This is a genomic window from Microbacterium sp. bgisy203 (assembly GCF_057706945.1).
In genome coordinates this window covers 26,163-51,198 of the sequence record NZ_JBYIPF010000005.1, presented here as the reverse complement: position 1 = coordinate 51,198, position 25,036 = coordinate 26,163, and the positions used below count along the sequence as shown (strand labels likewise).

General features: G+C 70.8%; 24 protein-coding genes. 21 read left to right on the top strand and 3 right to left on the bottom strand.

Translation table 11 applies throughout. From position 1 onward, the window contains the following. Nucleotides 1–102: 102 nt before the first annotated feature. Nucleotides 103–1,053 carry a hypothetical protein gene (locus tag AC3ENQ_RS09400; protein WP_431803952.1) on the top strand — a complete coding sequence of 317 codons (951 nt, stop codon included), beginning with the start codon at nucleotides 103–105 and terminating at the stop codon, nucleotides 1,051–1,053. A 138-nt stretch (nucleotides 1,054–1,191) separates the two neighbouring features. Here AC3ENQ_RS09400 and pknB read toward each other — a convergent pair whose 3' ends face one another. Further along, the gene (pknB, locus tag AC3ENQ_RS09395; RefSeq protein ID WP_431803950.1) at nucleotides 1,192–3,132 is read right to left on the bottom strand and encodes a Stk1 family PASTA domain-containing Ser/Thr kinase; all 1,941 of its coding nucleotides are present in this window, start codon (nucleotides 3,130–3,132) and stop codon (nucleotides 1,192–1,194) included. Nucleotides 3,133–3,203: 71 nt separating this feature from the next. Beyond that, nucleotides 3,204–4,163: a LysM peptidoglycan-binding domain-containing protein gene (locus tag AC3ENQ_RS09390; RefSeq protein WP_431803948.1), complete on the bottom strand. Its 960-nt coding sequence runs from the start codon at nucleotides 4,161–4,163 to the stop codon at nucleotides 3,204–3,206. A 199-nt stretch (nucleotides 4,164–4,362) separates the two neighbouring features. Between AC3ENQ_RS09390 and AC3ENQ_RS09385 the strand changes: the two genes are divergently transcribed. Continuing rightward, nucleotides 4,363–4,713 carry an Rv2175c family DNA-binding protein gene (locus AC3ENQ_RS09385; RefSeq protein WP_431803946.1) on the top strand — a complete coding sequence of 117 codons (351 nt, stop codon included), beginning with the start codon at nucleotides 4,363–4,365 and terminating at the stop codon, nucleotides 4,711–4,713. A gap of 69 nt (nucleotides 4,714–4,782) precedes the next feature. On the opposite strand, the gene AC3ENQ_RS09380 is transcribed toward AC3ENQ_RS09385, so the two are convergent. After that, nucleotides 4,783–5,907: a polyprenyl synthetase family protein gene (locus AC3ENQ_RS09380; RefSeq protein ID WP_431803944.1), complete on the bottom strand. Its 1,125-nt coding sequence runs from the start codon at nucleotides 5,905–5,907 to the stop codon at nucleotides 4,783–4,785. A 151-nt stretch (nucleotides 5,908–6,058) separates the two neighbouring features. On the opposite strand from AC3ENQ_RS09380, the gene AC3ENQ_RS09375 reads away from it, so the two are divergent. The 19 genes from AC3ENQ_RS09375 (at nucleotide 6,059) to AC3ENQ_RS09285 (ending at nucleotide 24,982) form a co-directional block, all read left to right on the top strand. Then, nucleotides 6,059–6,439 (top strand): DUF3040 domain-containing protein, encoded by a 381-nt coding sequence (locus AC3ENQ_RS09375; RefSeq protein WP_431803942.1) that lies wholly within the window; start codon nucleotides 6,059–6,061, stop codon nucleotides 6,437–6,439. 202 nt (nucleotides 6,440–6,641) lie between these two features. Then, entirely contained in the window at nucleotides 6,642–7,073 is a 432-nt protein-coding gene (gene mraZ / locus AC3ENQ_RS09370) for a division/cell wall cluster transcriptional repressor MraZ (RefSeq protein WP_431803940.1), read from the top strand. Between the two features lie 147 nt (nucleotides 7,074–7,220). Next, nucleotides 7,221–8,180 carry a 16S rRNA (cytosine(1402)-N(4))-methyltransferase RsmH gene (rsmH, locus tag AC3ENQ_RS09365; RefSeq protein ID WP_431803938.1) on the top strand — a complete coding sequence of 320 codons (960 nt, stop codon included), beginning with the start codon at nucleotides 7,221–7,223 and terminating at the stop codon, nucleotides 8,178–8,180. Further along, on the top strand, nucleotides 8,177–8,785 hold the full coding sequence (gene ftsL / locus AC3ENQ_RS09360; protein ID WP_431803936.1) for a cell division protein FtsL: 609 nt from the start codon (nucleotides 8,177–8,179) through the stop codon (nucleotides 8,783–8,785). The genes rsmH and ftsL overlap by 4 nt, the downstream gene beginning before the upstream one ends. A 4-nt stretch (nucleotides 8,786–8,789) precedes the next feature. Then, nucleotides 8,790–10,607, top strand: a complete 1,818-nt coding sequence (locus AC3ENQ_RS09355; protein WP_431803934.1) for a peptidoglycan D,D-transpeptidase FtsI family protein — start codon at nucleotides 8,790–8,792, stop codon at nucleotides 10,605–10,607. A 75-nt stretch (nucleotides 10,608–10,682) separates the two neighbouring features. Then, nucleotides 10,683–12,095, top strand: a complete 1,413-nt coding sequence (locus AC3ENQ_RS09350; protein WP_431803932.1) for a UDP-N-acetylmuramoyl-tripeptide--D-alanyl-D-alanine ligase — start codon at nucleotides 10,683–10,685, stop codon at nucleotides 12,093–12,095. Beyond that, nucleotides 12,092–13,201, top strand: coding sequence for a phospho-N-acetylmuramoyl-pentapeptide-transferase (mraY, locus tag AC3ENQ_RS09345; RefSeq protein WP_431803930.1), 1,110 nt, complete (start codon nucleotides 12,092–12,094; stop codon nucleotides 13,199–13,201). Before AC3ENQ_RS09350 ends, mraY begins: the two co-directional genes overlap by 4 nt. Continuing rightward, nucleotides 13,198–14,727, top strand: coding sequence for a UDP-N-acetylmuramoyl-L-alanine--D-glutamate ligase (gene murD, locus AC3ENQ_RS09340; protein ID WP_431803928.1), 1,530 nt, complete (start codon nucleotides 13,198–13,200; stop codon nucleotides 14,725–14,727). Before mraY ends, murD begins: the two co-directional genes overlap by 4 nt. 56 nt (nucleotides 14,728–14,783) lie before the next feature. Beyond that, the gene (gene ftsW / locus AC3ENQ_RS09335) at nucleotides 14,784–16,064 is read left to right on the top strand and encodes a putative lipid II flippase FtsW (RefSeq protein WP_431804293.1); all 1,281 of its coding nucleotides are present in this window, start codon (nucleotides 14,784–14,786) and stop codon (nucleotides 16,062–16,064) included. 10 nt (nucleotides 16,065–16,074) lie between these two features. After that, complete coding sequence (locus tag AC3ENQ_RS09330) at nucleotides 16,075–17,187, top strand: UDP-N-acetylglucosamine--N-acetylmuramyl-(pentapeptide) pyrophosphoryl-undecaprenol N-acetylglucosamine transferase (protein ID WP_431803926.1); 1,113 nt, start codon at nucleotides 16,075–16,077, stop codon at nucleotides 17,185–17,187. A 191-nt stretch (nucleotides 17,188–17,378) separates the two neighbouring features. Further along, nucleotides 17,379–18,836: a UDP-N-acetylmuramate--L-alanine ligase gene (gene murC, locus AC3ENQ_RS09325; protein WP_431803924.1), complete on the top strand. Its 1,458-nt coding sequence runs from the start codon at nucleotides 17,379–17,381 to the stop codon at nucleotides 18,834–18,836. Nucleotides 18,837–18,839: 3 nt separating this feature from the next. Then, on the top strand, nucleotides 18,840–19,835 hold the full coding sequence (locus tag AC3ENQ_RS09320) for a cell division protein FtsQ/DivIB (RefSeq protein WP_431803922.1): 996 nt from the start codon (nucleotides 18,840–18,842) through the stop codon (nucleotides 19,833–19,835). A 212-nt stretch (nucleotides 19,836–20,047) separates the two neighbouring features. Beyond that, nucleotides 20,048–21,199 carry a cell division protein FtsZ gene (gene ftsZ / locus AC3ENQ_RS09315; RefSeq protein ID WP_431803920.1) on the top strand — a complete coding sequence of 384 codons (1,152 nt, stop codon included), beginning with the start codon at nucleotides 20,048–20,050 and terminating at the stop codon, nucleotides 21,197–21,199. After that, nucleotides 21,196–21,885, top strand: a complete 690-nt coding sequence (locus AC3ENQ_RS09310) for a YggS family pyridoxal phosphate-dependent enzyme (protein ID WP_431803918.1) — start codon at nucleotides 21,196–21,198, stop codon at nucleotides 21,883–21,885. Before ftsZ ends, AC3ENQ_RS09310 begins: the two co-directional genes overlap by 4 nt. 32 nt (nucleotides 21,886–21,917) lie before the next feature. Beyond that, the gene (locus tag AC3ENQ_RS09305) at nucleotides 21,918–22,400 is read left to right on the top strand and encodes a cell division protein SepF (RefSeq protein WP_431803916.1); all 483 of its coding nucleotides are present in this window, start codon (nucleotides 21,918–21,920) and stop codon (nucleotides 22,398–22,400) included. 2 nt (nucleotides 22,401–22,402) lie between these two features. Beyond that, a complete protein-coding gene (locus tag AC3ENQ_RS09300; RefSeq protein ID WP_431803914.1) occupies nucleotides 22,403–22,705 on the top strand; it encodes a YggT family protein in 303 nt (100 codons plus the stop codon). Nucleotides 22,706–22,813: 108 nt separating this feature from the next. After that, nucleotides 22,814–23,434, top strand: coding sequence for a DivIVA domain-containing protein (locus AC3ENQ_RS09295; protein ID WP_431803912.1), 621 nt, complete (start codon nucleotides 22,814–22,816; stop codon nucleotides 23,432–23,434). 8 nt (nucleotides 23,435–23,442) lie between these two features. Then, the gene (gene lspA / locus AC3ENQ_RS09290) at nucleotides 23,443–24,063 is read left to right on the top strand and encodes a signal peptidase II (RefSeq protein WP_431803910.1); all 621 of its coding nucleotides are present in this window, start codon (nucleotides 23,443–23,445) and stop codon (nucleotides 24,061–24,063) included. 1 nt (nucleotide 24,064) lies between these two features. After that, nucleotides 24,065–24,982: an RluA family pseudouridine synthase gene (locus AC3ENQ_RS09285; RefSeq protein ID WP_431803908.1), complete on the top strand. Its 918-nt coding sequence runs from the start codon at nucleotides 24,065–24,067 to the stop codon at nucleotides 24,980–24,982. Nucleotides 24,983–25,036: the final 54 nt, after the last annotated feature.

Here is a 25,036-nt window from a genome sequence, read left to right as displayed (position 1 = left end):
CAAATGTCACGATAAACGCGCCGGAAGCGTGCATATGCGCGGTCTCGCGGCGGGGTGTGGATGGTTCCGCGGAGCGTGAGCGCTTTCGCGGATGATCGAGGGATGCCGAAACGTCATCCTCCGTTGCCCGCTCCGCTCACCGGGGTGCCCTTCACCCCGGGCGATGCGCGGGAATGGGGCCTGACCCGGCGCCGGATGTCGGCATCCGACATCGCGCATCCGCACCACGGCGTGTACTCCTCGGCGGCGTCGGGCGACCTGTTCGGCGCGTGCGAGGCGGCATTGCCGCTCCTGGGCGGATCGCGCTGGTTCAGCCATCTCACCGCCGCGCGACTGTGGGGCGTTCCCGTGCCTCTTCCCTGGCGCGACGGCGAGCCCCTCCACGTTCTGTCGCTGGGCGCGGCGGAGCCGCTGCGGCGCCCCGGCATCGTCGGGTGGGGGAGTGGGGACCACCCCGGCGACGCCTTCGTCGGCCCTCTTCCGATGGTGTCTCCGGCCGGCGTCTGGGCGGAGCTGTCGGTGCCCGGCGCGCTCGGCATCGACCCCGAGACCGGCCGTCGTCGGGCGCTGAGCGTCGACTGGCTCGTCGCGGCCGGGGACTACCTCGTGACCGGCCCGTTCCGCCGCCGCGGCGGTCGCGTGCCGCTGTGCAACCTCGACGACCTCGCCGCGGCCGGCCGCGCGCACCGCGGAAAGCGGGGCGCGAAGGCGCTGGCCGCTGCGCTCCCTCTCGTGCGCGTCGGGCCGCAGTCGCCCCGGGAGAGCCTTCTGCGTTTGGCGCTCGTCGACCAGGGGCTTTCGGAGCCGGTCGTGCAGCCGCCGGTGCAGACGCGTGCCGGCATCCGTCACTCCGACCTGGGCCACCCGGATCGTGGGGTCCTCATCGAATACCACGGCGACCACCATCGCACCGACGCGGCGCAGTGGCGCGAGGACCTCACACGCCAGCAGTTGTTCGAGGATGCCGGCTACCGCGTCCTCGTCGCGACGCTCGACGACCTCGCCGACGGATGCCGCTCCTTCGCCGTCCGCGTCCGCCGCGCACTCGCGTGACGCCGCGCCGCGTGCAGGGCGCGTTGCGCCGCGCGTGGCACGAGACCGCGCAAATGTCACGATAAACGCCCGAAAAGCGTACATGTGCGCGGTCTCGCGGGTGTGCGGGCGGAGGGCGCGCACGCGGGCGGAGAGCGGCTAGATGCCCGAGGACTTGATCTTGATATCGGCGCCGGGCAGCTGCAGGGATCCCGCGGCGGGATCGGTGCCCTCGGCGGTGAAGAATCCCCACAGCGGCTGAGGCAGCGAGGTCTGCGGGTTGAACCCGGCCTTCTTCAAGGTGTCGACGGCCTCGCCGAGACTCATCCCCGCGACCTTCGGCACCTCGATCGGCTGAGGACCCTTCGACACGACGAGGGTCACCGATCCACCGGGCTGGAGGCTCGCGCCGTCACGGTCGGCGATGCGGATGACGCGGCCCTTCGCGACGTCGTCGCTGTACTCCTCGGCGGTGTCGGCGTCGAGCCCCACGGCGCTGAGCGCCGATCGGGCGGCGTCGACGGTGTCGCCCGAGACGTCCGGGACCGGACCGGCCGACAGATCGAAGGTCACGACCGACCCCTCGAGCGCGGTGCAGCCGCCCGTGCAGTCCATCGGGTCGCCGCCGCCGGGCGGCGTGATGCGCGCCGCGATGACGGTGTCCGCGGGCGCGTCGGTGAAGTACCGCGCGGGCTCGTCGTCGGATGCCGTGATGTACAGCGGCGCGAGGGTGTCTGTCGCATCCCCGACGGTCATGCCCGCGAGGGCGGCGATGTCGTGCGACGCGGGCCCGAGGGAGATGACGACGGTGACGGATGCGTCGCGGTCGACGCGCGCCCCCGACTCGGGGTCGGTGCGGATCGTGAGGCCCGCGGCGACGTCGCGGCTGTTCTCCTCGCCGCGGACGGCGACGAGCGTGTGCTCGGCGAGGATGCCGGTGGCCTCCTCGATCGTCGCGCCGGTGACGTCGGGCACCGCCACGAGCGATCCGGGGCCCGAGCCGAACCACCAGCCCGCGCCGCCCGCGAGGCCCGCGAGCAGCAGGACGATCAGCACCAGCCAGGCGCCCTTCGTCGCGTTCCGCTGCGTGCGCCGGCGCAGGCGTGTCGCGTTGTCGACCGAGTCGGTGACGCTCGGAGCGGTGAACGCGCCGGGCATGATCTTGGTCACTTCGCCCGAGTCGATCCCGTCGTCGACGGCGATGGCCCGCGTCGCGCCGGTGTCGGGCGCGGTGCGCACGACCTGCGGGTAGACGCCGAGCTCCTTCTCGATCTGGCGGAGGCGCTCGAGCATGACGCGCGCGTCGGTGGGCCGGTCGTCGGGTTCGCGCTCGGTCGCCCAGAGGACGAGTTCGTCGAGCTGTTCCGGCACGCCCGGGTTCTTCGCGCTCGGGCGCGGCACCGAGTCGGTCGCGTGCTGGTAGGCGATCTGCATCGGCTGCTCGCCCTTGTACGGCTGCTCGCCGGCGAGCATCTCGTAGAGCATGATGCCGAGTGCGTAGATGTCGCTGCGGGCATCGGCGGTGCCGCGGGTGACGAGCTCGGGCGCGAGGTACGCGATCGTCCCGAGCAGCATCTGGCCGGTCGCGGTGTTCGCGCTCGTCGCGCGAGCGAGGCCGAAGTCACCGATCTTGATGCGACCGTCTTCGGCGAGCAGGACGTTCTCGGGCTTCACGTCGCGGTGCACGATCCCGGCGCGGTGCGCGGCAGCGAGACCCGACAGCACGGCATCCATGATCGTGATCGTCTGCGGGATCGACAGGCGCCGCTGCTCGCGGACGAGATCGCGCAGGGTGATGCCGGGCAGGTACTCCATGACGAGGTAGGCCATCTCGCCGTCCTGGCCCTGGTCGAACACGTTCACGACGTGCGGGTCGGCGAGCCGGGCGGCCGCGCGCGCCTCTTGGATGAAGCGGCTCTGGAACACGGTGTCGTCGGAAAGGTGCCCGTGCATCACCTTGAGGGCGACGCGGCGTTCCAGGCGGAGGTCGGTCGCGACGTACACCGTCGCCATGCCGCCGCGGGCGATACGGGCGCGCACCCGGTACCGACTGTCGACCAGACGGCCGATCAGCGGGTCGGTCTGCTGGCTCGTGCTCACGCGAAGAGTCTACGGAGCGGATGCCGTGAGCCCGGGGAACGCCTCACCCTGCGGTCGACGCGGGTGAGGGGTCAGCCGAGGATCGCGAGCCACGCGGAGGCTTGCTCCTCCCACGGGGCGTAGCGGTCGGGGTGCGCGGAGACCTGCACCGCCTGTGCCGCGGCGCCGAACTCCATCGCCTCCCATCCGGGGATGTCGAGGAGACCGCGGGTGCGCGGGCCGTTGGGGTCGGACGGGCCGCCGAAGAAGGCCGCGGCGGCGCGGTGGGGGTCGCGCACCTCGTCCGCGGTGCCCCATCCGGTGCTGGGACGTTGCTGGAAGAGGCCGCGCGAGTCGCGGTCTCCGCTGTCGAGGTTCCGGATCCAGGACTCGACCATCGCGGTGGCGAGCGCGATCGCGATGCCGCGGTCGCTCACGCCGCGCGAGCGGCCGACCTCGATAATGATGCGCGCGTTCGCGATCTGCTCGTCGTCGAGCCCCGCCGCGCGGGCCGCGGCCGTCGCGGCGTCGACGGATGCCGGAAGGACGAGGCTCTGGCCGGGATAGATGATCGCGTCGCGCCCCAGCCCGTTCGCCGACAGCAGCGCGTCGAGCGAGACGCCCGCGCCCTGGGCCACGGCCCAGAGCGTGTCGCCGGAGACGACGACGTGGGTCCCGGCCGCCGAGGCGGGCGCGGAAGCGGCGGGCGCAGGCGATGCAGGGGTCGAGGGCGCCGCGGCGGCGGGTACCGCCGGTGCGACGAGCGAGATGACCTGCCCGGGGTGGATGACGCTCGACCAGCCGAGTCCGTTCCAGGTGAGGACGTCGAGCGTGCGCAGGCCGAAGCGCGTGGCGACCCCGCTGATGGTGTCGCCCGCGCGGATCGTGTATTCCGCCGGCGGCGGGGTGACGGCGACGAACCGGAGGCCTGAGCTCTCGGAGGGCCGCTCTTGAGCGGACGCGGGGGCTGCGGTGAGCACGAGCGAGACGGTGCCGACGACGGCGGTCGTCGCGGCGAGGCGCGTGCGCGCATACGGAGATGTGGGTCGCAAGAATTTCCCCCTTCTTCGACCCGGTCACCGTGTCACGGATGTGGGCCGGAGTCAACAGGAGTGACAGAAGTGATCTGTGTGACCAGTGATGCCTGCGTCCGGTGCGGCAGGTGACAGTGCGGCAGGTGACCAGCGATGCGGGCAACCACGAGGCGGAGGGGACGCGTCGCCGGGGCCCGTGGGGTGCGATAGTGGAGGGGTGACCGATGAATCCGCCACGACCGTCTCCACCGAATGGCTCACCATGCCCGAGCTCGTCGAGGTGCTCGGCGAACCGCTCGGGCGCGTCCGCCGCCTGCTCGATGACCGTCACCTCGTCGGCAGCAAGAGGGCGGGGGCGTTCGCTGTGCCCGCCGTCTTCCTCGTCGACGGTGCACCGCTCGCGTCGCTGCGCGGCACGGTGATCGTGCTGCAGGATGCCGGTTTCACCGACGACGAACTCATCGACTGGCTTCTCAGCGCGGAGGACTCCATCGGAGTCGCCCCCATCGAGGCGCTCCGCAGCGGGCGCAAGAGCGAAGTCCGGCGCGTCGCCCAGTCGCTCGCCTGAGCGTCCGAAAGCGTCACAGCCCCAGCGCGCACAGACCTCAGCGCGCACAGGCCTCAGCGCGCGAGCGCCTCAGGCGACGCGTGCGGTCGCGTCGCGGGCCAGCGAGCGTAGCGACGCGACGGCGGCGTCGCCGAGCGGGGCTCCCACGAGCGCGTCGTCCGACTCTCGCGCGTACTCCGCGATGAGGTCTTCGACGCGGTCGAGAGCGCCGGTGGCACGGATCGTGTCCTGCAGGGCGGCGATCTGCGCCGCGTCGAGCGCCGGGTCGCCGATGAGCGCGTCGAACGCGTGGCGCTCGTCCTCCGGCATCCGCTCGCGGGCGAACGCGATGAGCACGGTGCGCTTGCCCTCTCGCAGGTCGTCGCCGGACGGCTTCCCCGTGACGGCACTGTCGCCGAAGACGCCGAGCACGTCGTCGCGCAGCTGGAACGCGAGCCCGAGGGGGTGGCCGAAGGCGGAGAGTGCGGCGGTCTGCGCGGCGTCTGCACCGGCGAGGGCGGCGCCCAGGAGCAGCGGGCGCTCGATCGAATACCGCGCCGACTTGAGTGAGGCGACCCGGAGGGCGCGCTCGGCGTGCTCGGCGTCGGGGGCACGGACGAACGCGGCCTCTTCGGCGATGTCGAGGAACTGGCCGATCGTCACCTCGCGGCGCATGTATCCGTAGATCTCGCGCGCCTCGGCGGCGTGCACCGCCGACCGCAGACCCTCTTCAAGCAGGTCGTCGCTCCATGCCACCAGAAGGTCTCCGAGGAGCACGGCACCCGATCGACCGAAAGACTCGGCCGACCCGGTCCACCCTGCGGCGACGTGGTCGGCTTCCAGCGCGCGGTGGGCCGCGGGGCGGCCGCGGCGGGTGTCGGAGTTGTCGATGAGGTCGTCGTGCACGAGCGCCGCGGCGTGGAAGATCTCGAGGGCTGCCGCAGCGGCGATCACGTCGTCGCCGGGCTCGGCGCCACTGTGTGCGCCGGGGAGTGCATCAGGGTGTGCCCCGGGGTCTGCGGCCTGCGCGACGGCCTCCCAGCCGGTCACCGCGAAGCGGGCGCGCAGGCGCTTTCCGCCGACGAGTGTGGCGCGGCCCGACCGGATCATGAGGAGCGCTTCGTCGCCGGCATCCGCCCATGCGGTGCTCTGATCGTCGAGGAACCTCTCCAGTCGCTGGGAAACTGCCGCGATCGCGTCGGAAGGAGGAGCCACGGGCCTAGCCTAGTTGTGAGATCCACGCGTAGAATCGTGGGCACGAGCGGCGCACCACGCCGATCGAAACAACGTCACACAGACCGCACCGTCGTCACGGACGAGGTCAACAGATGTCCGGGCCTCGGACATCCGGCTACAAGGGGGACGCATGCCGCTGTCAGAACAGGAGCAGCGCCTGCTCGACGAGATGGAACGCCATCTCATGAACAAGGACGCCGACGTCGTCAGCGCGGGCCGCGAGGGCCAGACCCTGAGCTACCGCAACATCGTCTACGGCGTCATCCTCGTCCTGATCGGCATCGGCGGCCTCATCTTCGGCGTCTCGAGCAACATCATCGCCATCGGCGTCGTGGCCTTCGTCCTCATGGTCGCCGGTGTCGTCCTCGCCGTCACGCCCGCAAAGGGGCCCGCGGTGGGCGCTGCGCCGCGCTCGGCAGGCGAGAAGAAGGCGGGCGCGAAGGCGACCTCGTCGTCGTCGTTCATGGACAAGATGAACGACCGATGGGACCGCCGCCAGGGCGACAAGTGATCCTCGTCTGACCCGTCGCCGCCGGCGACACCTCCAAAAGCACCGACCTCCGGGTCGGTGCTTTTTTCGTATGCCCGCACGGTCGCGGAGGCATTCGGCGCCCCGGGGGAGGAAACGTCGCCAAAACGATAGTGAAGTGGAGGGAAGTGGAGTAAAGTGGTGCCAACCGGAACCGGGGCCGAGCGGAGGGGGGTGGTCGTGGATGCTGTTGGGCACCTACACCCCCAAGCTCGACGACAAGGGACGGGTCATCCTTCCGGCGAAGTTCCGCACCGACCTCGGTGACGGCGTCGTCGTGACCCGGGGGCAGGAGCGCTGCCTGTACGTGTTCAGCACGAAGGAGTTCGAGCGGGTCTACGAGAAGATCCGCGAGGCGCCGCTGACGAACAAGCAGGCCCGTGACTTCCAGCGCATGTTCCTCTCCGGAGCGAGCGACGAGAAGCCCGACAGCCAGAGCCGCATCACGATCCCGCCGCACCTGCGCACGTACGCCAACCTCGGGCGCGAGCTCGTCGTCACCGGTGTCGGCGCGCACGCCGAGATCTGGGACGCCGAGGCCTGGAACGCGTACGCCGACGGCAATGAAGACGCCTACTCGGACATGGAGCAGGAGGTGATCCCGGGACTCTTCTGATGGTGCTCCCTCGATCTGCGAATGCTGATCCGTGGCCGTGACTCCCAGCCGCACGCCCTGACACACTTCCCCGGTGCCAGGTCAGGCGGATGGGGATCTCGGCCCCGGATCACCCACACGGATCACCGCACCGCAGCCCGACACATCATGGCTCTCTCCGGCATCCACACCCCGGTCCTCCTCGAACGCTGCGTCGAGCTTCTCGGCCCCGCGCTCGCAGCTCCCGGCGCTGTACTCGTCGATGCCACGGAGGGCATGGGCGGCCACTCCGAGGCGCTCCTCGACCGGTTCCCCGACATCCGGCTCATCGGCCTCGACCGCGACACCGACGCGCTGCGGATCGCGGGGGAGCGGCTCGCCCGCTTCGGCGACCGCGTCACACTCGTCCACGTCGTCTACGACGACATCGCGGCCACGGTCGCCTCCGCCGGTGCCGACCGCATCGACGGCGTGCTGTTCGACCTCGGCGTGTCGTCGCTGCAGCTCGACGAGGCCGATCGCGGCTTCGCCTACGCGCAGGATGCGCCGCTCGACATGCGCATGGACCAGACCTCCGGGACGACCGCCGCCGACATCGTCGCGACCTACGGCGAGGGCGACCTCCGGCGCATCTTCGAGCGCTACGGCGAAGAGAAGCTGGCCGGGCGCTACGCCCGCGCGATCATCGCCGCGCGCGCCGACGCCCCGATCGAGCGCTCCGGACAGCTCGTCGACATCCTCGTCGCCGCGACCCCCGTCGCCGTCCAGCGCGAGGGGCGCGGTCACCCCGCCAAGCGCGTGTTCCAGGCGCTGCGCATCGAGGTGAACACCGAGCTCGCCGTGCTCGAACGTGCGCTCCCGTCCGCGATGGACCTTCTGCGGGTGGGCGGCCGGATCGTCGTCATGAGCTACCAGTCGCTCGAGGACCGCATCGTCAAGAGGCTGTTCGCGGATGCCTCGGCATCCACCGCGCCGGCGGGCCTTCCCGTGGAGCTCCCCGAGCACGCCCCGCGGTTCCGACTGCTGACCAAGGGGGCCGAACTCGCCTCCGATGAGGAGAAGGCGCGGAACCCCCGCGCCGCACCCGTGCGCCTGCGCGCGGCCGAGCGCGTGGCGGAGGCGGTATGAGCGTTCCAGCGGAGAGCATCCTGGGTCTTGGACGGCCGGCCGAGCTTCCGATCCGATGGCCGGCGGAACGCCCCGAGCGGCGCCTGCACGCCCTCGAGACGCCCGCCCCGCGGCGGCGCCCGCGTCTGGTCTACGGGATCGTCGCGGTTGCCGGAGCCGTCCTCATCGGTGCAGCGCAGATGGGTCTGTCGATCCTCACGACGCAGGGCTCGTACGAGATCGCCGACCTCACCGCGCAGCAGCGTTCGCTCGACTACGAGAAGCAGATGCTCACCGACTCGATCGCGGGGCTCAGCTCGCCCCAGTACCTCGCGGCAAATGCCGCCGCCCTCGGCATGGTCACCGGCCAGGCGCCGACGTATCTCCGCCTCAGCGACAACGCCGTGATCGGAACGGCCGCCGGCAACAACGGTCTGAGCGCGGTCGACGCGCTCACCCATGCGGCCGTGGCGAACGCCCTCGTCGCCGGGAAGCCCCTCGTCAGCGACCCCGACGCGACGCTCGACGCGGGTGTCAGCGCGACCGACGAGGCGATCGCCGCCGCCGCCGAAACGTCGACACCCCCCGCGATCGCCGACGGTCTGCCGACGCCCGCCACACACTGAGAACATGACGACTCGCGCTACCCGCTCCCCGCGTCGCCGGACGGTCGTCGCCCTCGGCGTCGTGCTCGCCGTGCTCGCCGCGTTCGTCGTGCGCCTCGTCGACATCCAGGTCGTCAACGCGAACGAGCACATCGACGCGTCGCAGAAGCTCGCCACCGGCGCGAGGCAGACCCTGTACGGGGCGCGAGGAGAGATCGTCGACGCGAACGGCTCGATCCTCGCCACCAGCACGTTGCTGTACGACGTGCAGATCTCGCCCATGCTCGCCGTCGAGGGCATCGACAAGCGTGACGCCGACGGCAAGGTCGTGAAGAACGCGGACGGCGACCCCGAGAAGGTCGCGTGGCCCGAGCTGGCGGCGCGGATCGCGGCCGTCACCGGGCAGAGCGCGGAGGACATCGAGAAGATCGTCGCCGACGCCCTCGCCGAGAACCCCGATTCGCAGTTCGCGTACGTCAAGCGCTACGTGTCGACGGAGGAGTACCGGGCCCTCGCCGAGCTCCGCCTGCCCTTCCTCTCCTTCCCCCCGCACCCGTCGCGCACCTACCCGGACGGCGCCGTCGCGGGGAACCTCCTCGGCTTCGTCGGGTCGGACGGCACGGCGCTCGAGGGACTCGAGAAGCAGCAGGATGCCTGCCTCGAGCCGACGCCGGGCGAGCGCACCTACCAGCGGGGCGCCGACGGCGTGATCATCCCCGGTACCGAGAAGGACACGCCGGCGGTCGACGGCGGAACCCTGAAGCTCACGATCGACACCGACCTGCAGTGGTTCCTGCAGCAACTCATCTTCGAGGAGACCGCGCACTACCAGGCCGACTGGGGCGGGATCATCGTCATGGAGGCGAAGACCGGCAAGATCCGGGCGATCGCCGAGACGCCGACCGTCGACCCCAACGATCCGGGGGCATCCGCTCCGGAAGACCGCGGGTCGCGTCTGCTCAGCACCTCCTACGAGCCGGGCTCGACATTCAAGCCGGTGACCGCTGCGACCGTCATCGAGCAGGCGGGTCTCTCGCCGACGTCGACGGTCGTGACGCCCGACCGGATGGAGTTCCCCAACGGCGCCGTCATCAACGACTCCGAGAAGCACCCGACGCAGAACCTGACCCTCACCGGCGGCCTCGTCACCTCGTCGAACGTCGCGATGTCGCAGTTCGGCACGCGCGTCCCCGCGGAGGTCCGCCAGCAGTACCTGGAGAAGTTCGGCGTCGGCCAGCCCGACGCGCTGAACTGGTCGGGTGCGCCGCCCCTCATCGGTTTCTCGGCGGATGCGAAGGACTGGGACAACCAGACCTACTACACGACGACCTTCGGCCAGGCCTTCACCGTGACGCCGCTGCAGGTGGTGAGCCTCTTCCAGACGATCGCGAACGGGGGCGTCCGCATCGCGCCGCAGCTCGTCGAGTCGTGCACGAAGGCCGACGGCACCGTCGTCACGCCCACCGTGGCCGAGCCGGTGAAGGTCATCGAGCCGCAGACGGCGGCCGAGGTGTCGCAGATGCTCGAGAACGTCTACGCGCAGGGCACGCTCGCCGCCGACATCAACATCCCCGGGTACCGCCTCGCGGTCAAGACCGGCACCGCGCAGCTCCCGGACGGCGCCGGCGGGTACAAGAACGGCGTGTTCATCACCTCGCTCGCCGGTTTCGTCCCCGCGGACGATCCGCAGTACGTTGTTCTGACGCTGTTCGACGAGCCCAAGACCGTCCGGATGTCCTCCGCGAACCGATCGGTCTTCAAGAAGGCCGTGATGCAGGTGCTCACCCACTACCGTGTCATGCCGTCGAACTCCGAAACGCCCCTGCTCCCCGTGACCCAGTGATCGGTCACCCGATGAGCACTGAGGCAGAACCGATTGACGACATGACGCGCTCCGGCGCGTGAGGATGACGCAGCTATGATCCGGATGACCCTCGCAGAAGTCGCCGACGCCGTCGAGGGAACCCTCCACGCGTTCGGCGCCGACACCGCCGAAACGGTCGTCGACGGCACCGTCGACACCGATTCGCGGCTCATCGGGCCGGGCGACATCTTCGTCGCGAAGCCGGGCGAGACCACCGACGGCCACCTGTTCGTCCCCGCTGTCGCCGAGGCGGGCGCCGCGCTCGCGATCGTCGAGCACCCGGTCGATGCGCCGATCTCGCAGATCGTGGCGGCGGATGCCGTGCAGGCTCTCGCCGACCTCGCCCGGACGGTCGTCGCGCGCGTGCGCGCCGGGGGAGGCCTGACGGTCACCGGCATCACGGGCTCCAACGGCAAGACCACGACGAAGAACCTCCTCGCCCGCATCCTGCAGGACGAGGGTGAGACCGTCGCCCCCCGCGCGTCGTACAACAACGAGGTCGGAGCGCCGCTCACGATGCTCCGCGTCACAGAGGCCACCCGCTACCTCGTGAGCGAGTTCGGCGCGGCCGGCCCCGGGCAGATCGCGCGCCTCGCCGGCCTCGTGACGCCCGATGTGGGCGTCGTCCTCATGGTCGGCCTCGCACACGCGGGCGGCTTCGGCGGTGTCGAAGCGACCCTCAAGGCCAAGACCGAGCTCGTCGAGGCGCTCCGCCCGGGCGGTGTCGCCGTCCTCAACGCCGATGACGCGCGCGTCGCCACGATGGCCGACGTCGCCGAGGCGCGCGGCGTCTCGGTGCGGTGGTTCGGGCGCGGGCCGGGCGCGGACGTCCGCGCCGAAGACGTCGAGGTCACGGCATCCGGCACCACGTGCGTCGTCGTCGCGGGCGGCGAGCGGATGCCGTTGCGCCTGCGCGTCCTGGGCGAGCACCACGTGATGAACGCCCTCGCCGCGCTCACGGCGGCCGAGGTGCTCGGCGTGCCGATCTCCCAGGGCATCGCGCGCCTGGAGACGGTCGAGATCGCCGAGCGCTGGCGCATGCAGCCGCTCGGATCGGAGCGCGTGCGCATCATCAACGACGCGTACAACGCCAGCCCCGACTCGATGTCCGCCGCCCTCCGCACCCTTGCGCAGATCACGGGGCCGGGGCAGCGCAAGGTCGCCGTCCTCGGCGCGATGAGCGAACTGGGCGAGTACGCCGGCGACGAGCACGACCGGGTCGGCCTGCAGGCCGTGCGCCTGCGCATCGAGCGGATCGTCGTCGTCGGCCGCGACGCGCGTCGCCTCTACCTCGCCGCGATCGGCGAGGGATCATGGGACGGCGAGGCGGTCTTCTTCGAGACCGCCGACGAGGCGTACGACTATCTCATGACCGAACTCCGCGACGGCGACCGGGTCCTCGTGAAATCGTCCAACGTCGCGGGACTGCGGCACCTCGGCGATCGTCTGGGAGAATCGTTCTCGTGAGATCCCTGCTGACCGCCGCGACGATCTCGCTCGCCTTCACCCTCTTCCTCACGCCGCTGTTCATCCGGCTGTTCGAAAAGCTCGGGTGGGGTCAGGTCATCCGCACCCCCGAGAACGAGCACAACCCGTCGCACCAGACCAAGCGCGGCACGCCCACGATGGGCGGCGTCATCTTCATCCTCGGCGCGATCGTCGGGTACGTCGTCGGCACGTTCACCGGGGGCGCGCCCCCCACGATCTCGGGGCTGCTCGTCATCTGGATGATGGTGGGCCTGGGCATCGTCGGCTTCATCGACGACTACATGAAGGTGCGCCAGCAGCGCAGCCTCGGGCTCTCGGGCTGGCGGAAGATCGTGGGTCAGGTGGCCGTCGCGGTGCCCTTCGGCATCCTCGCCCTGAACTTCCCCAACCGCTCGGGCCAGACGCCCGCATCGCCGTACATCTCGTTCTTCCGCGACATCCCGATGCTCTCGTTCCTCGCTCTCGGGGTCGTGGTCGGCTGGATCGCCTACCTCGTGTGGGTGTCGTTCCTCTCGGTGGCGTGGTCGAACGCGACGAACCTGACCGACGGGCTCGACGGCCTCGCGACCGGCGCGGGGATCTTCACCATCTCGGCCTACAGCCTCGTGACGTTCTGGCAGTTCCAGCAGCGGTGCTCGTCGAGCGCGCTCGTCACCGCCTATCAGGCAGCGTGTTACGACACCCGCGACCCGATGGACCTGACGATCATCGCGGCCTCATTCGTGGGCGCCCTCGTCGGGTTCCTCTGGTGGAACGCGCCCAAGGCGAAGGTCTTCATGGGCGACGTCGGATCGATGTCGATCGGCGGGGTGATCGTCGCGATGTCGATCCTCTCCCGCACCGAGATCCTCGCCGTCATCATCGCGGGCGTCTTCATCATCGGCCCAGGCTCAGTGATCCTGCAGCGGTACTACTTCAAGGCGACCGGCGGCAAACGCCTGTTCCTCATGAGTCCGTTCCACCACCACCTCGAGATGCGCGGCTGGCCGGAGATCACGATCGTCGTGCGCATGTGGATCATCGCCGGCATGCTCGCCGTCACCGGCGTCGGGCTCTTCTACGTCGCCTGGTTGGCGGCCGTATGAGCCGCGGAGCGGACGGCGAGCGCGACCTCGATGCGCTGGGCAGCTGGCACGCCGACTGGACGGGTCTGCGCGTCGCCGTCCTCGGGCTCTCGATGACCGGCTTCTCGGCCGCCGACACGCTCGCCGAGCTCGGCGCCGAGGTGCTCGTGGTCACCGAGCGCGCCGCCGAGGAGTACGCGCGCCTCGTCCCCGTCATCGGCGCGCGGCTCTGGGAGGGACCGCTCTACACGGTCCCCGCCGAGCTCGTCGACTTCGCCCCCGAGGTGATCGTCGCCTCGCCCGGGTTCGCTCCGCACCACCCCCTGATCGTGTGGGCGCAGGAGCAGGGCGTCGCACTATGGGGCGACATCGAGCTCGCGTGGCGCGTGCGCGACAAGGTGCTCCGCCCGGACGGCACGCCCGCGGAGTGGCTCCTCATCACCGGGACCAACGGCAAGACGACGACGACGCAGCTCACGGCATCCATGCTCGTCGCGGGAGGGCTCCGGGCGGCGCCGGTCGGGAACATCGGCGTCCCGGTGCTCGATGCGATCCGCGACCCGGCCGGCTTCGACGCGCTGGTCGTCGAGCTCTCCAGCCACCAGCTCTGGTACCTGGCGCGGGCGACCGGCGTCGGCGCGCTCGTCCCCTGGGCGAGCGTGTGCCTGAACCTGGCCGATGACCACCTCGAATGGCACGGGTCCTTCCGCGCCTACCGCGACGCGAAGGCCGCCGTCTACCAGGGCACCCGCATCGCGTGCGTCTACAACAAGGCCGACATCGCGACGCGCGAGATGGTCGAAGAGGCCGACGTGGTCGAAGGATGCCGGGCCATCGGCTTCGACCTCGGAGTGCCGGGGCCGAGCGACGTCGGCGTCGTCGACGGGATCGTCGTCGACCGTGCGTTCCTCGACGACCGGCACACCTCGGCGCTCGAACTCACCACCGTCGCCGACCTCGCCCGGAACGGGCTCGCGGCGCCGCACATCGTGCAGAACATCCTCGCCGCTGCGGCGCTCGCGCGATCCCTCGACGTGGCGCCCGCGGCGATCGCCGAATCGCTCGAGACCTTCCGCCTCGACCCGCACCGCATCGAGATCGTCGCGATCGCGGACGGCGTCACCTGGGTCGACGACTCGAAGGCGACGAACCCGCACGCCGCGGCATCCTCGCTCGCGGCCTTCCCGGGCGCCGTCTGGATCGTGGGTGGGCTGCTGAAGGGCGTCGACATCTCCGACCTCGTCGCGGCGCGCGGCGCCGGAGTGAAGGCCGCGATCGTCATCGGCGTGGAGCGAGAGACCATCGCGGGCGCGTTCGCACGACACGCGCCCGCCATTCCGCTGTTCGAGGTCGACGACGCACAGACTGAAGACGTCATGGCGCAGGTCGTGGAACTCGCGGCCGAGATCGCCCGTGACGGAGACGTGGTCCTCCTCGCTCCGGCCGCGGCGTCGTTCGATCAGTTCACGTCCTACGCTGACCGCGGTACCCGGTTCGCCGAGGCCGTGCAACGCAGGTTCGGCCCGGAGACGCGGCCCGCACAGTAAGTCGGCCCGGAGAATGAGCCGGCCCGGAGAGTGAATCGGAAGGGGAGCCGGTGACGATCACGACCTCCCGTCCCGTCGCCCGCGACGACGAGCCCGGCGGAGCCACGTCCCGTGATGCCCGGCCCACGGGGTTCGCCGCGCGCGTCTCGCTCGGGCGGGCCTTCGCGCCGGTGCCGAGCGAGTTCCTCCTCATCCTCTCCACGGCGCTCCTGCTCACGGGGTTCGGGCTCGTGATGGTGCTCTCGGCGACCATGGCCGATTCCGTCGCGAAGGGCGAGAGCCCGTTCGAAGTCGTGATGAAGCAGGCGGCGTTCGCGCTCATCGGCATCCCGCTCATGCTCATCGCGAGCCGGCTGCCGGTGACGTTCTGGAAGCGGATCGCCTGGCCCGCGCTCATCGTCACGACGGCGTTCCAGCTGCTCGTCTTCGTTCCCGGCCTGGGCGTGGTCAACGACGGCAACCGCAACTGGATCCAGGTCGCCGGCTTCCAGATGCAGCCGTCGGAGTTCCTGAAGCTGAGCCTCGCGCTCTGGCTCGGCTACGTGCTCTACCGCAAGCGGTCGCTCCTCACCTCGTGGTCGCACGTGTTCATCCCGGTCGTCCCGGTCGGCGGCCTCGTCATCGGACTCGTCGCGGTCGGCAGCCACGACCTCGGCACGGGCCTGATCCTCATGGCGATTCTCCTCGGGTGCCTCTTCTTCTCGGGCGTGAAGCTCCGGATGTTCCTGGTCCCGCTCATCCTCGTCGTCGTCGCCGCGGCGTACTTCGCCATCACGAGCCCCAACCGCATGGCGCGCATCATGAGCTCGCTCACGCACTTCGACTCGACCGCCTGCTACAACGCGCCCGTCGGCGACTGCTACCAGGCGGTGCACGGCGTGTTCGGCCTTGCCGGCGGCGGGATCTTCGGCCTCGGCCTCGGCAACTCGCGGGAGAAGTACGGGTGGCTCCCCGCGAAGGCGAACGACTACATCTTCGCGATCCTCGGCGAAGAGCTCGGGCTCATCGGATGCCTCGTCGTCCTCGCCCTGTTCGCCCTGTTCGCGGTCGGCGCGTTCCACATCATCCGGAAGACCGACGACCCGTTCATCCGCATCGTCTCGGGCGGCATCGTGGTGTGGGTCGTCGGCCAGGCGATCGTCAACATCGGCGTCGTGCTGCGCCTGTTCCCGGTGCTCGGCGTGCCGCTGCCGTTCATGTCGCAGGGCGGCACCTCGCTCCTCTCCGTACTCCTCGCGTGTGGCGCGCTGCTGTCGTTCGCCCGCACACTGCCGATGCGCACGCCGGTGCCCGCCGCGGCGCCGATCCCACGCGGCGCGCGGCCCGCTCGCCGGTAGGCTCGATCGGGTGAGTGATCACCCGGCATCCGTCACCTACCTCCTCGCCGGAGGGGGCACCGCGGGGCACGTCAACCCGCTGCTCGCCGTCGCCGACGCGCTTCGGGCGCGGGATGCCGACGCGCAGGTCCTCGTGCTCGGCACGAAGGAGGGGCTCGAGTCGCGGCTCGTGCCCGAGCGCGGCTACGAGCTGCTGATCGTCGACAAGGTGCCGTTCCCGCGCCGCCCGGACCTCGCCGCCGCGCGGTTCCCCCTCGCGTGGCGGCGTGCGCTGGCGCAGGTGCGCGGGCATCTCCGCGAGCGCGGTGTGGACGTCGTCGCGGGGTTCGGCGGCTACGCGTCGGCGCCGGCGTACGTCGCCGCACGGCGGGCGCGCGTGCCGTACGTCGTCCACGAGGCGAACGCCCGGCCGGGCCTGGCGAACGTCCTCGGGGCCCGCGGCGCGGCCGCGGTCGGCATCACGTTCCCCGGCACGCCGCTGCCACGGGCGGAGGTCGTCGGCATGCCGCTGCGTCCCGAGCTCCTGAATCCCGAACTGCTGGGCCTCGACCGGTCCGCGACGCGCGCCGAGGCGGCGGCGTTCTTCGGGCTCGACCCCGATCGACCCGTGCTCCTCGTCTTCGGCGGATCGCTCGGCGCGCGCCGGCTCAACGAGGCGTTCGGCGGGGCGTGGCACGACGTCCTGGATGCCGGATGGCAGCTCCTCCACGCGGCGGGCGAGCGCGACGAGATCATCGATCCGGGGGTCGCGGGCTACCGCATCGTGCCGTACCTCGACCGTATGGATCTGGCCCTCGCCCTCGCCGACCTCGTCGTCTCGCGAGCGGGCGCGGCGACCGTCAGCGAGCTGTCGGCGCTCGGCATCCCCGCCGTGTACGTGCCCTACGCCGTCGGCAACGGCGAGCAGGCCCTCAACGCGGCGTCCGCCGTCGCGTCGGGAGCGGCCCGCCTCATCCCCGACGCCGAGTTCACGTCGGAACGCGTCCGCGCCGAGATCGTGCCGCTGCTGTCGGATGCCGGCGCCCTGGCGGCCCTGGGTGCCGCCGCCCAGGCATCCGCTCCCTCCGCGCGTTCGGGCACCGAGAACGTCGTCGCCCAACTCGACCGCGCGCTCGCGCGCTGAGGGTCCTCCCGCCGTTTCGTCGTCGCACATCGCTGTCTGCGCGTGGATCGTCGGCGTGATCCGTCCTCATCGGCGCGTATGACGACGATCTGCGCCGACACTTTCCTGGCGCGTGCCACGTCCGCCTGTCGCGTGCCGCGCCCGCGCGGCGGAGCGCTCCGGGGGAAGCGCCGATTTAGACTTGTCGGGCCATGATTCGACCCGACCTCACGCTTCCCCTCCCCGAGGACATCGCCGCCGCCCACTTCATCGGGATCGGCGGCTCCGGTATGTCCGGCCTCGCCGGGATGTTCCTCGACCGCGGCATCCGCGTGTCGGGTTCGGATCGCGCCGACAGTGCCGCGCTCCAGGCGCTCGCGGCCCGCGGCGCCGAGGTGCACGTCGGACATGACGCCGCGAACCTGCCGGACGACGTCGACACCGTGATCCACACGGGTGCGATCTGGCCCGAGAACCCCGAGTTCCTCCTCGCGAAGGAGCGCGGCCTGCACGTCATCCACCGCTCGCAGGCTCTGCACTGGCTCATCGGCGGACGCCGCCTCGTGAGCGTCGCGGGCGCGCACGGCAAGACGACCTCGACCGGTATGCTCGTGACGGCCCTGCACACCCTCGACGCCGACCCCACGTTCGTCAGCGGGGGAGTGATCGCCGACCTCGGCGTCTCCAGCGGCACCGGCGGCGACGACCTCTTCGTCATCGAGGCCGACGAGTCCGACGGCACGTTCCTCCTCTACGACACCTCCGTCGCTCTCATCACGAATGTCGACCCCGACCACCTCGACCACTGGGGCACGCGCGACGCGTTCTACGACGCGTTCGCCCGCTTCGCGAACGAGGCGCGCGAGGCCGTCGTGATCAGCGCCGACGACCCGGGGGCGCGGCGCGTCCGCGCGGCGATCACGCACTCGACGGTGGTGACCTTCGGTGAGGATGCCGCCGCCGACGTGCGCGTCGCCGACATCGTCACCGAGGGCCCCGTCTCCTTCACGCTCACGCACGACGGTGTCACCGTCGCGGGCCGGCTCGCCGTTCCCGGTGCCCACAACGCGGTCAACGCGGCGGGCGCGGTCGCCGTGCTCCTGACGCTCGGATACGACCTCGAGCCCGCCCTCCGCGCCGTCGAAGGCTTCGGCGGCACCGTGCGCCGATTCGAGCTGCACGGCGTCGAGCGGGGCGTCAGCGTCTACGACGACTACGCCCATCACCCCACCGAGGTCGCCGCGGCACTGGCTGCCGCGCGGACCGTCGTGGGCGACGGGCGCATCATCGCGATCCAGCAGCCGCACACCTACTCGCGCACGCAGGAGATGTACCGCGAGTTCGCCGAGGTGCTCGAGCAGTACGCCGACCACACCGTCATGCTCGACGTCTACGGCGCGCGCGAAGACCCCGTGCCGGGCGTCACCGGCGAACTCGTCAGCGGCGCGTTCGAGGACCCCGCGCACGTCCACTTCGTCGCCGACTGGCAGCAGGCCGCCGACTACACGGCATCCATCGCCCGCGACGGCGACTACGTCGTGACCCTCGGCTGCGGCAACGTGTACCTCATCATCCCGCAGGTGCTCGACGCGCTCGCGGCGACGTCTGTGCCTGCGACGTCTGCGTCGACGTCTGCATCTCAGGGCGCTCCGCTCGAGACCGGGGTCTAGCGGGTGCGCCGCCCGTCCCCGCTGCCGGTAGACCGGGCCGCGCCCGCGTCGCCCGACGCCCGGAGCGACGCGGAGATCGAGGCGGACACGGCAACGCCGGTCCGCAGCGTGCTGCCGCCGCGGCGCGACGGCCGGCCCGCGGAGGTCGCCGACGTGCCCGCCCCGGATGAGGCGGACGGCGAGCCCGACCCGAGCGGTGTGGATGCCGCGGGTGCGGACGCCGCCGTCGACGAGGAGATCGGCGTCCGGCAGGTGTGGGCTGCCGCGCGTGCACGACGGAAGGCGCTTCGCACCGAGGTGCGCCGCTTCACCGTCCGCCAGCGACGCCGCCGCGCGTTGTGGATCGGCGTCCTCGGCGCGCTCGCTCTGCTCGTGCTCGGATCGCTCGGTGCCGCCTACAGCCCCCTGTTCGCGGTGCAGCAGGTGACGGTCATCGGTACCAGCTCGCTCGATGCGGCCGCTGTCGAAGAGGCCCTCGCCGGGCAGATCGGCACGCCGCTGCCGCGGGTGAGCTCGTCGGAGGTCAAGGCGGCGCTCGTGCAGTTCCCGCTCGTCGAGTCGTACACGCTCGAGGCGCGGCCGCCGCACGAACTCGTGGTGCGCATCGTCGAGCGCACCCCGATCGGGTCGGTCCAGTCCGCGGCGGGGTACACGCTGGTGGATGCCGCGGGGGTCGCGCTCGCGACGACGCCCGAGCCCGCGCCCGGACACCCCGTCATCACGGTCGAGGGTGGTACCGGCTCCGACGCGTTCACCGCGGTCGGGACCGTCTTCCGATCGCTTCCGGAGGACATCCGCACGCAGGTCACCGCGATGTCGGCGACGACCGCCAACGACGTCACCCTGACCCTCGGGGCGACGGGCACCGAGGTCGTGTGGGGGAACGCCGACGACTCGGCGAAGAAGGCCGTGCTGCTCGCGTCTTCGATGGCCGCCCGCCCGCCGGACGGCGTCTCGAGCTACGACGTGTCGTCGGTCGACGTCATCGTCATCCGCTGACGTCGCACGCCGCGCCGGTCGCACGCCGCGCCGGTCGCACGCGTCGCAGCGGAATGGTCGCGTGTTTTCGCGCGACACGCCCAGCGCCTCGGCATCCGCGCGCCCGCTCCCGCTTACCTTCAATCAAGGAATTGCATACTCGGCAATTCTTTAAACCTCAACTTGAGGTTCAAGGTTTAGACGTTTCGGGTTCGGGACAGATGGAGGCCGGCATGAGCCAGAACCAGAACTACCTCGCGGTGATCAAGGTCGTCGGAGTGGGTGGCGGCGGCGTGAACGCCGTCAATCGCATGATCGAACTCGGCCTGCGGGGCGTCGAGTTCATCGCCGTCAACACCGACGCCCAGGCGCTGCTGATGAGCGACGCCGACGTCAAGCTCGACGTGGGCCGCGAGCTCACGCGCGGGCTCGGTGCCGGCGCCGATCCCGAGGTCGGCCGTCGCGCCGCCGAGGACCACGCCGAGGAGATCGAGGAGGCGCTCGCGGGCGCCGACATGGTCTTCGTGACGGCGGGCGAGGGCGGCGGCACCGGTACGGGCGGCGCACCCGTCGTCGCGCGGATCGCCAAGTCGATCGGCGCCCTCACCATCGGTGTCGTCACGCGCCCCTTCTCCTTCGAGGGCCGCCGCCGACAGAGCCAGGCCGAGGCGGGCGTCAACAAGCTGAAGGAAGAGGTCGACACCCTCATCGTCGTCCCCAACGACCGCCTGCTCGAGATCAGCGACCGCGGCATCTCGATGATCGAGGCGTTCGCGACGGCCGACCAGGTGCTCCTCGCCGGTGTTCAGGGCATCACCGACCTCATCACGACCCCCGGTCTCATCAACCTCGACTTCGCCGACGTCAAGTCGGTCATGCAGGGGGCGGGATCGGCGCTCATGGGCATCGGCTCGGCGCGCGGCGCCGACCGCGCGATCAAGGCCGCAGAGCTCGCCGTCGAATCGCCCCTGCTGGAGGCATCCATCGAAGGCGCCCACGGCGTGCTGCTGTCGATCCAGGGCGGATCGAACCTCGGCATCTTCGAGATCAACGACGCCGCGCAGCTGGTCAAAGAGGCGGCGCACCCCGAGGCGAACATCATCTTCGGAACCGTCATCGACGATACGCTCGGCGACGAGGTGCGGGTCACCGTCATCGCGGCCGGATTCGACGGCGGTGAGCCGCAGGCGCGCATCGAGCCGATGACCGCGCAGCGCCCCGTCGCGACCCCCGTCGTGCCGGCGGTCTCCGCCGATGAGGCCGCACGCGAGATCGCGGATGCCGAAGAGCGCGAGTCGGTCTCGGTCACCGCCGCGGCGTCGACCGACGCGTACGACTCGGTGTACGGCTCGGACGACCTGGACATCCCCGACTTCCTGAAGTGACGACCGACCTCACGGCGCGACTCGCCGACGTCGACGCGCGCATCGCCGATGCCGCGCGGTCGGCGGGTCGCGACCCGGCGGAGATCACCCGCATCGTGGTGACGAAGTTCCATGCGGCGCCCCTCATCGCGGACCTGTACGAGCTCGGCGTTCGCGACGTGGGGGAGAGTCGGCAGCAGGAGCTCAGCGCGAAGCGCGATGAGCTGAGCGAGCTCGCCGACCTCACGTGGCACTTCGTGGGCCAGGTGCAGACGAAGAAGGCGCGGGCGGTGCGCGCGTCCGCCGATGTCGTCCACTCCCTCGACCGCGAACGCCTCGCCGACGCCCTCCACCTGGCCGACCCCGGGGGCGCCGCTCTCGACGTGTTCCTTCAGGTCAACCTCACGGACGATCCGGGGCGCGGGGGAGCGGCGCCGGATGACGTCGAACCCCTCGCGACCCACGTCGCGGCGAACTGCCCCTCGCTGCGCGTGCGGGGTGTCATGGCGGTCGCCCCGCTCACCGCCGCACCCGCCGAGGCGTTCGCCCGCCTCGCCGCGGCCGCGGACGCGGTGCGCCGCGTGATCCCGGATGCCACGTGGATGTCGGCGGGGATGTCGGGAGATTTCGCCGAGGCGATCGCCGCGGGTGCGACACACCTGCGGATCGGCACGGCAATCACGGGCCCGCGGCCCGTGCACGGTTAGCCTGCAACAAGACGAGCAAACGGAGGAATGCGATGTCGAACCCGCTGAAGAAGACCATGGTGTACCTGGGCCTCGCCGACGAAGAAGAGATCTACGACGAGCCGGCCGCCGAGACCCCCGCGCGCCGCGAGCGCGCGAGTGAGCGCACCGCCGACCGCACGATCGAGAAGGCCGCACCCGTGACTCCGCTCCACCGCCCCGCCGTCGTCCGTCAGCCCACGGCCACCGGCACCGTCAGCGAGATCCTCACGGTGCACCCGAAGCAATACCGCGACGCGCAGCTGATCGCCGAGAACTTCCGTGACGGCATCCCCGTCATTATCAACCTGTCGCAGATGAGCGACGCCGACGCGCGGCGTCTCATCGACTTCGCGAGCGGCCTCTCGCTGGGCCTCTACGGGCGTATCGAGCGGGTCACCAGCAAGGTGTTCCTGCTCTCGCCCGAGAACGTCGCGATCTCGGGTGACGGCACGCTCGCGCCGGCCGACCCCGAGGCGGCGCCCTTCACGCAGTAATCGTGGAGGTCCTGCGGTGGGTGGCGGCGATCGTCAACACCCTGCTGTTCATCTACCTGCTCGTCATGCTCGCGCGGCTCGTGCTCGAGTACATCCCGATCTTCAACCGCGAGTGGCGCCCGAAGGGTTTCGGTCTCGTGGTCGCCGAAGTGGTGTACACGATCACCGATCCGCCGCTGCGGCTGTTTCGGCGCCTGATTCCTCCGTTGCGCCTGGGACCTGTCGCTCTCGACCTGGGCTTTCCGCTGACGATGCTCATCGTCGTGTTCCTCATGTCCATCACGGGAGCCATCGCGCGCTCGTGAGTTCGTCTCGCACGCCTCAGGTGTGCGGACTATGCTGTGTCAGACCGACCCGCCTTCGGCGAGTCGCCCTGACCGCCCCGTGTCGTCAGCCCCGAAAGAGGAAACACCATGGCTCTGACCCCCGAAGACGTCGTCACCAAGCAGTTCCAGCACGTCCGTTTCAAGGAGGGCTTCGACCCCGATGAGGTCGACGACTTCCTCGACGAGATCGTCGTGGAGTGGCGCAAGACGATCGCCGAGAACGAAGAGCTGAAGGCGCGCGTCGCGCAGCTCGAGGCCGAGGCGCAGTCCGCGCCCGAGGCCGTGGCCGTCCCCGAGCCCGTCGCCGCTGTCGAGACGCCCGTCGTCGAGGCCGCGGTCGTCGAAGAGGTTCCGGTTCCGGTTCCCGCACCCGCTCCCGCCGCGAACGGCGCCGCGCAGTCGGCCGGCATCATCGAGCTCGCCCAGCGCCTGCACGACGAGCACGTCGCCGAGGGTCAGGCCCAGCGCGACAAGCTTATCTCCGACGCGCAGGCGCAGGCGGCCTCGATCCTCGCCGACGCCGAAGCCAAGAGCCGCGACGAGATCGCCCGCCTCGACGCCGAGCGCGCGACGCTCGAGGGTCGCATCAGCGAGCTGCGTCAGTTCGAGCGTGACTACCGCTCGCAGCTGCGTGGCTTCATCGAGGAGAAGCTGCGCGACCTCGACGTCGCCGGCTCCACCTCGGGCTCGCCCGTCTCGGCCTCCTGAGCGGGCCGGTGCAGGGCCGAAAGCAACTGCGTTCTTCGACGGCCGGCACCTTCATCGCGATTCTCGCGGTGCTGGTGCTGGCCGTCGACCAGTTCACCAAGTATCTCGCGCTGCAGAATCTGCCGTACCAGCAGACCGTCGAGGTCTGGGGACGTTTCCTGCAGTTCTACCTCACCCGCAACCCCGGAGCCGCGTTCTCGCTCGGCGAGGAGGTGACGTGGATCTTCACGATCGTGCTGGGCATCGCCGCCCTCGCGATCGTCGTCATTGCCGTCCGCGGCGTCCGCGCCCGCACGTGGGCGGTCGTGCTCGGCCTCCTCCTGGGCGGCATCCTCGGCAACCTCACCGACCGGCTGACCCGGGAACCCGGTTTCGGCATCGGCCACGTCATCGACTTCATCTACACGCCGTGGATGATGCCCGCCATCTACAACGTCGCCGACATGTTCATCGTGACGATGATGATCTGCGTCGCTCTCCTCGTGCTCGTCGGCATCCGGCTCGACGGCACACGCGTGCCCCGCGAGAAGGATGCCGTAACGGCAGACGACGACGAGCCGAGCGACGGAACGGCGGATGCCGACGTGGCGGCGACCGACGAGGCGTCCCCCTCCGGCTCGGAGCGCTGACGTGGAGTCGCGCAGTCTTCCCGTCCCCGACGGTCTCGACGGCGTCCGCGTCGACGCGGCGCTCGCCAAGATGCTCGGCTTCTCACGGACCTTCGCCGCAGAGGTCGCCGAGGCGGGCGGCGTGAGCCTCGACGGCCGGACCCTCGGCAAGAGCGACAAGCTGCGCGGCGGCGGGTGGCTCGAGGTCTCGTGGGACGACCGGCGGGCACCCGAGATCGTCCCTCTCGCCGTCCCCGACCTCGGGATCGTCTACGACGACGACGACATCGTGGTGGTCGACAAGCCCGCCGGCGTCGCGGCGCACCCCTCGGTCGGGTGGGAAGGGCCGACGGTGCTCGGCGCCCTCGCAGCCGGCGGCTACCGGATCGCGACGACGGGAGCCGCCGAGCGGCAGGGCGTCGTCCATCGCCTCGACGTCGGGACGAGCGGACTCATGGTCGTCGCGAAGTCCGAGCGCGCCTACACGTCCCTCAAGCGCGCGTTCAAGGAGCGCGAGGTCGACAAGATCTACCACGCCGTCGTCCAAGGCCACCCCGATCCTCTCGCCGGCACCATCGACGCGCCGATCGGGCGGCATCCCTCGCACTCGTGGAAGTTCGCCGTCACCCCCGACGGCAAGGACTCGGTCACGCACTACGAGACCCTCGAGGCGTTCCCCGCGGCATCCCTCCTCGAGATCCACCTCGAGACCGGGCGGACGCATCAGATCCGCGTGCACATGGCGGCGCACCGGCATCCGTGCGTCGGCGACCCGCTCTACGGCTCCGACCCGACGCTGTCGGCGCGTCTCGGCCTCACGCGACAGTGGCTGCACGCGAAGGAACTGTCGTTCGCGCACCCCGTCACGACCGATTGGGTGACGTTCTCATCGGAGTACCCGGCCGACCTCGCGCACGCGCTCGAGGTTCTCTCGGGCTGAGCGGGCCGGAGGCGCTGTTCGCCGGAGGACGGCATACGCTCCGGGGCATGGCGC